This window comes from uncultured Cetobacterium sp. (assembly GCF_947039425.1).
In the GTDB taxonomy this organism is placed as follows: Bacteria; Fusobacteriota; Fusobacteriia; order Fusobacteriales; family Fusobacteriaceae; genus Cetobacterium_A.
Map to the genome: position 1 here is coordinate 1 of NZ_CAMQYW010000043.1, position 10520 is coordinate 10520.

At 29.0% G+C, this 10520-nt stretch carries 10 protein-coding genes; all 10 read left to right on the top strand.

Features of this window, described 5'->3' with window-relative positions:
• Window positions 1–89 precede the first annotated feature (89 nt).
• The 10 genes from galE to fusA all read left to right on the top strand — a co-directional run bounded on the left by galE (window position 90) and on the right by fusA (window position 10376).
• Window positions 90–1064 (top strand): UDP-glucose 4-epimerase GalE, encoded by a 975-nt coding sequence (gene galE / locus Q0V09_RS04110; protein WP_297406001.1) that lies wholly within the window; start codon window positions 90–92, stop codon window positions 1062–1064.
• A gap of 12 nt (window positions 1065–1076) precedes the next feature.
• Complete coding sequence (locus Q0V09_RS04115) at window positions 1077–1892, top strand: hypothetical protein (protein WP_297406000.1); 816 nt, start codon at window positions 1077–1079, stop codon at window positions 1890–1892.
• A gap of 1 nt (window position 1893) precedes the next feature.
• Window positions 1894–2724, top strand: coding sequence for a selenium-dependent molybdenum cofactor biosynthesis protein YqeB (yqeB, locus tag Q0V09_RS04120; RefSeq protein ID WP_297405999.1), 831 nt, complete (start codon window positions 1894–1896; stop codon window positions 2722–2724).
• Window positions 2693–3466, top strand: a complete 774-nt coding sequence (locus Q0V09_RS04125; protein ID WP_297487287.1) for an XdhC family protein — start codon at window positions 2693–2695, stop codon at window positions 3464–3466. The genes yqeB and Q0V09_RS04125 overlap by 32 nt, the downstream gene beginning before the upstream one ends.
• A 4-nt stretch (window positions 3467–3470) precedes the next feature.
• Window positions 3471–3941 (top strand): cyclic pyranopterin monophosphate synthase MoaC, encoded by a 471-nt coding sequence (gene moaC, locus Q0V09_RS04130; protein ID WP_297405997.1) that lies wholly within the window; start codon window positions 3471–3473, stop codon window positions 3939–3941.
• On the top strand, window positions 3934–5289 hold the full coding sequence (locus Q0V09_RS04135; protein ID WP_297487289.1) for a sodium:glutamate symporter: 1356 nt from the start codon (window positions 3934–3936) through the stop codon (window positions 5287–5289). The genes moaC and Q0V09_RS04135 overlap by 8 nt, the downstream gene beginning before the upstream one ends.
• A 77-nt stretch (window positions 5290–5366) precedes the next feature.
• Window positions 5367–7274 (top strand): ABC-F family ATP-binding cassette domain-containing protein, encoded by a 1908-nt coding sequence (locus Q0V09_RS04140; protein WP_297405995.1) that lies wholly within the window; start codon window positions 5367–5369, stop codon window positions 7272–7274.
• Between the two features lie 114 nt (window positions 7275–7388).
• Window positions 7389–7757 (top strand): 30S ribosomal protein S12, encoded by a 369-nt coding sequence (gene rpsL, locus Q0V09_RS04145; RefSeq protein ID WP_297405994.1) that lies wholly within the window; start codon window positions 7389–7391, stop codon window positions 7755–7757.
• Between the two features lie 29 nt (window positions 7758–7786).
• Window positions 7787–8257 carry a 30S ribosomal protein S7 gene (rpsG, locus tag Q0V09_RS04150; protein ID WP_297405993.1) on the top strand — a complete coding sequence of 157 codons (471 nt, stop codon included), beginning with the start codon at window positions 7787–7789 and terminating at the stop codon, window positions 8255–8257.
• A 37-nt stretch (window positions 8258–8294) separates the two neighbouring features.
• Window positions 8295–10376, top strand: a complete 2082-nt coding sequence (gene fusA, locus Q0V09_RS04155) for an elongation factor G (RefSeq protein ID WP_297487291.1) — start codon at window positions 8295–8297, stop codon at window positions 10374–10376.
• Window positions 10377–10520 lie beyond the last annotated feature (144 nt).

A 10520-nucleotide genomic window follows, 5' to 3' on the forward strand; every position in this document is an offset into this window, starting at 1 on the left:
GAGGATAGGAAGTTGCCAATCTTTTTTTTATTTTTTGTAAAAATCATGTTATAATCAAAGTAATTAAAATAATTTAAAAGAGGTGTTGGATGAAAAATATACTGGTAACAGGTGGAGCAGGATATATAGGGAGTCATGCAGTAGTAGAGCTTTTAGATTCAGGTTATAATGTAATTGTATTGGATAATTTAGAAAATGGATATATTGAATTAGTAGATAAAAGAGCTAAGTTCTATAAAGGTGATATTAGAAAAATTGAATCTTTTGAAAATATATTTATAGAAAATAAAATAGATGCAGTAATGAATTTTGCAGGATATATAAAAGTTGGAGAAAGTGTTATAGAGCCAAATAAATATTATTTAAATAATACTTATGGAGTAATGAATGTAGTAGAAGTAATGAAAAAATATAATGTGAAAAATATAATTTTTTCATCAACAGCAGCAGTTTATGGAGAGGTAAAATGTGAAGGGTTGGTTTATGAAGATTATCCAACAAATCCAATTAATGCATATGGAATGAGTAAATTAATGGCTGAAAAAATAATAACAGATGCAGCTAAAGCATATGGAATAAATTATTCGATTTTTAGATATTTTAATGTGGGAGGAGCACATGAAAAATATGAAATTGGACAAAAGGGAGATGGTGTAACTGCTTTGATTCCAATTATCCTTCAAGTAGCAAAGGGAGAAAGGGAAAAAATAAGTATTTATGGTGATGATTATCCAACAAAAGACGGAACAGGAATTAGAGATTATATACATGTTGTAGATTTGGTAAAAGCTCATGTTGCAGCATTACCAACATTATTTGAAAATATAAGTGGAATTTATAATCTGGGAAATGGAACTGGATTTTCTGTTTTAGAGATGATTGATTCTGCAAAAAAAGTGACTAATAAGAACATAGAAATTGAAGTTATAGAGAGAAGAATGGGAGATCCAGCATCAGTTGTTGCCTCTAGTGAACACGCTAGAAAAATACTTGGATGGAAACCAGTTTATACAAATGTAGATGATATAATAAAAACAGCATGGAACTGGTATAAGAAGTTATAAAGGGAGAAATTGATGGGATTTTTTAATAAATTATTTAATAAAAATAAAAAAATAGAAGAAATAAAAACTGAGAAAACATGTGAGAAAGTTGAAAATTGTGGATGTAAAACATGTGAAAATGAAACGAGTGAAAATTATGTAAAAAAAATGTGTATATCAATAGAAACTATTCCATGTGAGCAAAATCCATATTTTAAAGCAGAAAAAGAAAGTACTAAATTTTTTGTTGAATATGAAATAAGAATGACAACAATTGAAAGGTTTTTTAAAATCAATGATATCTTTTTAAAAGAGTATCAAAGAGTTGCTAAGGAATCGCTACATTCAACAAGAACAGATAAAGATGAATTTTCTAAATATAGTAAATGTTATTTTATTAATAATAATGCTTTTAAAGATATCCATTATATGAGTACTTTATTAAATGTTTTTATGATTTTTGAAACATTATTAAAAAATATTGTAAAAGATATAGCTTATGATCAAAATTCAACATTAGAAGATATTCATAATAAAAATACTTCGTATTTAAATGGATATATTTATTTTTTAGAGGATACTTTTAAAAAAAATTTAGAGATAGAAGATAAGGAAAAAGATTTTATAGGAATAGTAAAGAAAATTAGAAATGATTATTTACATGGATATATGACTGAAATTCCAGAATCTATGGAAAGAGAAATAGTTAAGATATTTAATTTACGTCTGGGAAAAAGAATAGAAGTAAATGAAAATTTTATAGATAATACTTGTGAAATTTTTGGAGAGATAGCTAAAAAATGTGAAATAGCTTATTGGAAGTATAAAAATAGACATTTAAGGGGTTAAAATGCTAGTTATTGTTAGAGGGGCAGGAGATTTAGCAACAGGAGTAATTGTTAGACTTTATAATAGTGGATTTAAAATTTTAGCTTTAGAAACAGAAAAACCAAGTGCTATTAGAAGAACGATATCTTTTTCTGAGAGTATATATAAAGGGATTCAAGTAGTGGAGGATATTGTTGGTAAAAAAGTGGATACAATAGATGAAATATATAATTGTTGGAATAATTTTGAAATTCCCATAGTTATAGATCCAGAAGGAAAATGGATAAAAAATCTAAAGCCAGAAGTAGTTGTTGATGCTATTTTAGCTAAAAAAAATTTAGGTACTAATAAGAATATGGGACTATTAACGATTGGATTAGGTCCGGGATTTGAAGCGGGTATTGATGTTGATGTGGTTATAGAAACAATGAGAGGACACAGATTAGGCCAAATTATAAATAGAGGAAAAGCTAAATTAAATACAGGTGTTCCTGGTGAAATAAATGGAGTGTCAAAAGAAAGAGTAATTTATGCAAAAGAAACAGGAATATTTAAAAGTTGTAAAAGCATAGGTGATTTAATAAGAAAAAATGAAATTATTGCTCATATTAATGAAGTTGAGGTTAAAAGTGAAATAGCTGGAGTTTTAAGAGGAATTATTCCAGAAAATTATTTTGTTAAAAATGGCTTGAAAATTGCAGATATTGATCCTAGAATTGAAGAAACTGAAAACTGTAATATAATTTCTGATAAAGGAAGAGCTTTAGGTGGATCAGTTTTAGAAGTTATTTTGAAATATATAATAGAGGGAGAAAGAAAAAATGGAAATAAATATTTTAGAAAAAATATTTAAAGAAGTTGAAAATGGAGTTTCTGGAGCTTTAGTAACAATTACAGAATCACAAGGATCTACTCCAAGAAAAAGTGGAACTATTATGGGAGTATGGAAGGATGACTTTCTTGGAACTATTGGTGGCGGAATGATTGAGCATAGAGTCATTGAATTGTCTAGAGAATTAATAAAAGAGGGAAGAAGTAAAGAATTTTACTTTGATTTAACGAAAGAAGCGGAATTAGGAATGAGTTGTGGAGGTTCTGTAAAGGGCTATATTAAAATATTCAAACCTAAAAATAGGATTGTTATTATAGGAGCAGGACATATAGGAGAAAAAATATATGGGATTTTAAAAAATTCTGAATTTCAAATTGAGATTATAGATGATAGATTAGAGTATATTAATAGCTTTTCTAATGTAAGAATAGGTAATATTTATGAAGAGATAAAAAAAATACCTGAAAATCCAAATACTTATTATGTAATAGTTACAAAAGGACATAGTACTGATTTAGAAGCTTTGAAAAGCATACTAGAAAATAAAAAATATAACTACATAGGAATGGTAGGAAGTAAAAGAAAAGTTATAGGAATTAAGGAAGAGTTATTAAAATTAAATGATGAAAATTGGAATGGAAAAATATATTCTCCTATAGGATTAAAGATATCTGATGGAACTCCTTTTGAAATAGCATTAGAGATTGTAGCTGAAATATTAACAGTGAAAAATGAAGGGAAATTAGAGCATAGGAGGATATAATAGAATGTTAACACATTTTGATAAAGATGGAAAAGCAATAATGGTTGATGTTACAGAAAAGAAAGAAACCTTAAGGGAAGCTGTAGCTTCTGGAAAAATATATATGAATGAAGAAACCTTTAAAAGAGTAAAAGAGGGAACTGTTGAAAAAGGGGATGTTTTAGGAGTAGCAAGAGTAGCAGGTATAATGGGTGCTAAGAAAACAAGTGAATTGATTCCCATGTGTCATCCTTTATTATTAACAGGAATAAAATTAGAAATGATTTTATATTCAGAAGAATTATATATAGAAGTTAGAAGTATAGTTAAAGTCAATGGTCAAACTGGGGTAGAGATGGAAGGACTTACAGCAGTTTCAGTAGCTTTATTAACTATTTATGATATGTGTAAGGCAATGGATAAAAAAATGTATATAACAGATATAAAATTATGTAGAAAAACAGGTGGAAAATCTGGAGAATTTATAAATGAATAATTTTTTATATGTTGTTTCGTATCTTAGTTTCTTACTTTTGTTAGGAGTACTTTTTAGAAGTAAAATTAAGATATTTCAAAATCTTTTTATACCATCATCTGTAATAGGTGGGTTTGTAGGCTTATTGTTAAATCCAAATATTTTTCCAATTTGGAAAAATATAATAAATATAGAATGGTATAGTTATTTAAAGGTTATTCCAGGAATTTTGATTATACCAATAATAGTATCTATTCCTTTAGGATTAAATATAACTAAGGGTATAAAAAAAGATAGTATAAATATGGGATTAATACTTTTTATAGTTACTTTTTTTCAATTGTGTATAGGTTACTTTGTAAATTATATTTATGTAACTTTTTTTAATGGAAATATCTATAAAACCTTTGGAGCGGAATTAAACGCAGGATTTGCAGGTGGACATGGAACAGCAGGAATGATTGGGAGAAGTATAAAAGAATTGAATGTAGATTATTGGATGCTAGCTCAAGGTATTGCTACAACTATAGCAACTGTGGGATTAATTTTAGGTATTATATTTGGAATATATTTAATAAATATAGGATGTAGAAATGGAGTTACAGAAAAATTAAAAGATCCATCAGCTATATCAGAAGAATTAAAAAAAGGTTATGAAAAAAATATAAATAAACAGGATACTTTTGGTAGAGAAACAATGTTAACAACATCAATAGACACACTTGCATATCATTGTTCTATAGTTTTTACGGTATGTGGGATATCTATAGGATTAATAAGTTTTTTTAAAATCAATAAAATTCCAATTTTATCTAAATTAAGTGTTTGGTCTTTAGGGATGATTTTAATGTTTTTTATTTGGAATATAATGAAAAAATTAGACTTAGAATGGAGTATTGATAGTAAAGTAAAGAGCAAACTAACAGGAATGTTTACAGAATATGCAATTGTAGCAGCAATAGCTACAATACCAATAGTTACAATATTTAAATATATAGTTCCAATATTATTAATTTTAATTTTGGGGTTTTTTGGTACTTGGAAGATAATTTTTATATTGTCTAAAAGATATTTTAAAAATAACTATTATTATGAAAGAGGACTAGCATTATTAGGAACTTCAACAGGAGTTTTTCTAACAGGGTTATTGCTTTTGAGAATATGTGACCCAAAACTAGAAACACCTGTTTTAAGAGATTATACATTGGGATTTTCATTAACAGCACTACTTGGACCTATTTTAATAGGACTATGTATAACTTTAAGTTTCCAATATAACACTGGAATTTGTATAATTTTAATGGGAATTTTATTTTTAATAGGAATTATAATTATAGAATATTTTAATAGGAAAATGAGTAGAGAATAAGAGCCTACTCATTTTTTTATTAATTCCCTATAAATTATGATATAATTAAAGTCAAATAATAAAAAAGGAGAAGTGGAATGGCATTATTAAATGTTAATAATTTATATAAGGGGTTTTCAGGAGAAACTCTGTTTAGAGATATAACGTTCTCTATTGATGAGAAGGATAGAATTGGAGTAATTGGAGTAAATGGAGCAGGAAAATCAACATTAATTAAGATGTTATTGGAATTAGAAGGAAATGATGTTGATCCAAGAACAAATTTAAGAGGAAGTATTTCAAAAAAAGGAAACTTGAAAATCGGATATTTATCTCAAAATATAAATCTCAATAAAGAAAATAAAGTTTTTGATGAAATGATGGGTGTATTTTCAAATCTGAAAAAAGATTATGAAAGAATACAAGAGTTAAATCTTTTAATATCTACAGATTTAGATAATTTTGATAATCATATGGAGGAACTTGCAAAACTAAGTACTTCTTATGAACAAGCAGAAGGATATGCGATAGAATATAAGGTAAAACAGATTTTAATTGGATTGAGCTTACCAGAAGATATTTGGAAAAATAAAATAGATGATTTGTCAGGTGGACAACAATCAAGGGTAGCTTTAGGAAAAATTTTATTAGAAGAACCTGAATTATTAATATTAGACGAGCCAACAAATCATTTAGATTTATTAGCAATAGAGTGGTTAGAAAAGTTTTTAAAAGATTATACAAAAGCATTTATGGTAATATCACACGACAGATACTTTTTAGATAATATAATAAATAGAGTTTTTGAGATAGAAGGAAAAACATTAAAAGCTTATAAAGGTAATTTTACAGATTATGTTATTCAAAAAGAAGCATATTTATCAGGAGCAGTAAAATCATTTGAAAAAGAACAAGATAAAATAAAAAAAATGGAAGAATTTGTAAGACGTTATAAAGCTGGTCAAAAATGTAAACAAGCTAGAGGAAGACAAAAGATGCTTGATAGAATGGATAAAATGGATGATCCAATTATCAGCTTAAGAAAAATAAAATTAAAATTTGAAACAGATAGAGTTAGTGTAGATCAAGTTTTAAAGTTAAAAAACTTAAAGATGGGATTTGATAATAAGAAATTATTTGAGAATGTAGATTTAACAGTGTATAAAGGTGATAGGATTGGAATAATTGGAAAAAATGGTGTTGGAAAATCTACTATATTAAGAATAGTGAATGGCTTAGAAAAACAACTTTCTGGAGATGTAATAGTAGGAGATAGAGTTGAAATTGGTTATTATGATCAAAATCATCAAGGATTACATATGGAATACACAATTTTAGAAGAGTTATTACATAATTTTGTTTTAAGTGATGAAGAAGCAAGAACAATAGCAGGTGGATTTTTATTTTCAAATGATGATGTAGATAAAAAAATAAAATCTTTATCTGGTGGAGAAAAAGCAAGAGTGGCTTTTATGAAGTTAATATTAGAAAAACCAAACTTTTTAATATTAGATGAGCCAACAAATCACTTGGACATATATTCAAGAGAGATTTTAGAAGAAGCACTAGAAGATTATGATGGTACAATATTAGTAGTATCTCATGATAGATATTTTTTAGAAAGTGTTGTAAATAATATATACGAAGTTGATGAGAGTGGTGCTAAATTATTTAAAGGGGATTATGAAGAATATCTTTCTCAAAAAAATAATATTAAATTAAAAAATGAAGAAGCTGGATTAAATTACGAAGAACAAAAAAAATTAAGAAATAGATTATCTTCATTGGAAAAAAAATATGAAAATTTGGAAAAAGAAATAGAGAAACTTGAACTTGAAAAAGAAGAATTAGAAAAAGAACATGAAAAATATGGAAAAATAAATGATATTGATGCACTTATTGAAATTCAAAATAAAATAGAGAATAAGGATATTGAGATTTTTGAAGCAATGGAAAATTGGGAGAATACTGGAGAAGAATTGGAACATTTAAAAAAAGATTTATAAAAATAAAAAATTGTGGTAAAATTATCTTTGACTTTTTGCAATAAAGCTATTATAATACTAAAGTTAAATATTATTTAAAATAATAAATAAAAAAATCAGAGGAAGGAGGGTAAAATGCCTACTTTAAGTCAATTAGTAAAAAAAGGAAGACAAACTCTTGAAGAGAGTAAAAAATCACCAGCATTACAAGGAAACCCACAAAGAAGAGGAGTGTGTGTAAGAGTTTATACTACTACACCTAAGAAACCAAACTCAGCTTTAAGAAAGGTTGCTAGAGTAAAATTAACTAACGGAATCGAAGTTACTTCATACATCCCAGGAGAGGGACATAACTTACAAGAACATTCAATCGTTCTAATAAGAGGAGGAAGAACAAAAGATTTACCAGGAGTTAGATATAAAGTTATCAGAGGAGCTCTAGATACAGCAGGAGTTGCTAAGAGAAAACAATCAAGATCAAAATATGGAGCTAAAAAAGCTTAATAATCAAATAAGGAGGTGGACAATAAAAAATGTCAAGAAGAAGAGCAGCAGTTAAAAGAGATGTATTACCTGATTCAAGATATTCAGATAAGGTTGTAACTAAGGTTATAAACTCATTCATGATAGATGGAAAAAAATCAATAGCTGAAGGAATATTCTACTCAGCAATGGATTTAATAAAAGAGAAAACTGGTCAAGAGGGGTATGATGTATTTAAGCAAGCCTTAGAGAACATTAAACCACAGATCGAAGTTAGATCAAGAAGAATCGGAGGAGCTACTTATCAAGTTCCAGTTGAAGTAAGAGTTGAAAGACAACAATGTTTAGCTATTAGATGGTTAACTCTATATACAAGACAAAGAAAAGAGTATGGAATGGTTGAGAAGATGTCAGCTGAATTAATAGCAGCTTCTAACAACGAAGGTGCTACAATCAAGAAAAAAGAAGATACTTACAAAATGGCAGAAGCTAACAGAGCATTCGCACATTACAAGTTCTAATAATCAGTTGTATTTTTTAAATTAGGAGGATAACAAAATGGCTAGAAGCGTTTCTTTAGAAATGACTAGAAACATTGGTATCATGGCTCACATCGATGCAGGAAAGACAACTACGACAGAAAGAATTTTATTCTATACTGGAGTAAATCATAACATTGGAGAGGTTCACGAAGGTGGAGCTACAATGGACTGGATGGAGCAAGAGCAAGAGAGAGGTATAACAATTACTTCTGCTGCTACTACATGTTTTTGGAAAAATAATAGAGTAAATATAATAGACACACCAGGACACGTGGACTTTACTGTAGAGGTTGAAAGATCTCTAAGAGTACTTGATGGATCAGTTGCTGTATTCTCAGCAGTTGATGGAGTTCAACCACAATCTGAAACAGTTTGGAGACAAGCTGACAAATATGGTGTACCAAGATTAGCATTCTTTAATAAAATGGACAGAGTCGGAGCTGACTTCGAAATGTGCGTTAATGATATTAGAGAAAAATTAGGATCGAACCCTGTACCTATTCAATTACCAATTGGTGCTGAAGAGAATTTTGAAGGTGTTATCGATTTATTAACAATGAAAGAAATTGTATGGCCATTAGATACTGATAATGGAGCAAACTTTGAATTAAGAGAAATCAGAGCAGAATTAGCAGAACATGCTGAAGAAGCAAGAAACTTCTTAATCGAGTCAATTGTTGAAACTTCAGATGAATTAATGGAAAAATTCTTTGGTGGAGAAGAGATTTCTGTAGAAGAAATTAATGTTGCACTAAGAAAAGCTACAATATCAAACACAATCGTCCCTGTAACTTGTGGAACTGCATTTAAAAATAAAGGTGTTCAGTCTTTACTTGACGCTGTTATAGCTTATATGCCTTCACCACTTGATAGAGGAGTAATTAAAGGAACTTCAGTTAAAGATGATACTGTAGAAGTTGTTAGAGAAATCTCTGACGATGCTCCATTCTCAGCTTTAGCATTTAAAGTAATGACAGATCCATTTGTTGGAAGACTTACTTTCTTCAGAGTTTATTCTGGAACATTAGCTAAAGGTTCTTACGTTCTAAACTCTACTAAAGGTAAGAGAGAAAGAATGGGAAGAATTCTTCAAATGCATGCTAACAAAAGAGAAGAAATAGAAGTAGTTTACTGTGGAGATATCGCAGCAGCAGTAGGATTGAAAGATACTACTACTGGAGATACTCTATGTGCAGAAAACGCTCCTATGGTTCTTGAAAAAATGGAATTCCCTGAGCCAGTAATATCGGTTGCAGTTGAACCAAAAACTAAAGTGGACCAAGAAAAAATGGGTCTAGCTTTATCTAAATTAGCAGAAGAGGATCCTACATTTAGAGTTAAAACTGACGAAGAAACAGGTCAAGTTATAATCTCTGGAATGGGTGAATTACACTTAGAGATCATCGTAGACAGAATGAGAAGAGAATTCAAAGTTGAATCAACTGTTGGTAAACCACAAGTTGCATACAGAGAAACTATTACTATGTCTCAAGATCAAGAAGTTAAGTATGCTAAGCAATCAGGAGGTAAAGGACAATTTGGACACGTTAAGTTAACTGTTGAGCCTAACCCTGGTAAAGAATTTGAATTTGTTAATAAAATATCAGGAGGAGTTATCCCTAGAGAATATATTCCTGCTGTTGAAAAAGGATGTAAAGAAGCACTTGAGGCTGGAGTTGTAGCTGGATACCCTGTGGTAGACGTTAAAGTTACACTTTATGATGGATCATACCATGAGGTTGACTCATCTGAGATGGCCTTTAAAATAGCTGGATCAATGGCATTTAAGCAGGCAGCTGCTAAAGCTAAGCCAGTAATTCTTGAGCCAGTATTTAAAATAGAAGTAACTACTCCAGAAGAGTACATGGGAGATATCATTGGTGATATCAACTCAAGAAGAGGAATGATTGGTGGAATGATCGACAGAAACGGAGCTAAGATAATTACTTCTAAAGTACCTTTATCTTCAATGTTCGGATATGCAACTGACCTAAGATCTAAATCTCAAGGAAGAGCAACTTATTCAATGGAATTTGAAGAGTATGCACAAGTTCCAGCATCAGTACAAAAAGCTATTCAAGAAGAAAGAGGAAGATAATTCCATTTTCAATTGAAATATTAATAATGTTGCAATCTATAATTTTATAGATTGCAGCAAAAAAAATAAATATAATAAGTAGGAGGATGTTCAAATGGCAAAAGCAAAATTTGAAAGAAGCAAACCACACGTTAATATCGGAAC

Bases quoted from the DNA above. Each gene is read 5' to 3' on its own strand.
- galE (WP_297406001.1), top strand. From the start codon at position 90: ATGAAAAATATACTGGTAACAGGTGGAGCAGGATATATAGGGAGTCAT.
- Q0V09_RS04115 (WP_297406000.1), top strand. From the start codon at position 1,077: ATGGGATTTTTTAATAAATTATTTAATAAAAATAAAAAAATAGAAGAA.
- yqeB (WP_297405999.1), top strand. From the start codon at position 1,894: ATGCTAGTTATTGTTAGAGGGGCAGGAGATTTAGCAACAGGAGTAATT.
- moaC (WP_297405997.1), top strand. From the start codon at position 3,471: ATGTTAACACATTTTGATAAAGATGGAAAAGCAATAATGGTTGATGTT.
- Q0V09_RS04140 (WP_297405995.1), top strand. From the start codon at position 5,367: ATGGCATTATTAAATGTTAATAATTTATATAAGGGGTTTTCAGGAGAA.
- rpsG (WP_297405993.1), top strand. From the start codon at position 7,787: ATGTCAAGAAGAAGAGCAGCAGTTAAAAGAGATGTATTACCTGATTCA.
- rpsL (WP_297405994.1), top strand. From the start codon at position 7,389: ATGCCTACTTTAAGTCAATTAGTAAAAAAAGGAAGACAAACTCTTGAA.
- Q0V09_RS04125 (WP_297487287.1), top strand. From the start codon at position 2,693: ATGGAAATAAATATTTTAGAAAAAATATTTAAAGAAGTTGAAAATGGA.
- fusA (WP_297487291.1), top strand. From the start codon at position 8,295: ATGGCTAGAAGCGTTTCTTTAGAAATGACTAGAAACATTGGTATCATG.
- Q0V09_RS04135 (WP_297487289.1), top strand. From the start codon at position 3,934: ATGAATAATTTTTTATATGTTGTTTCGTATCTTAGTTTCTTACTTTTG.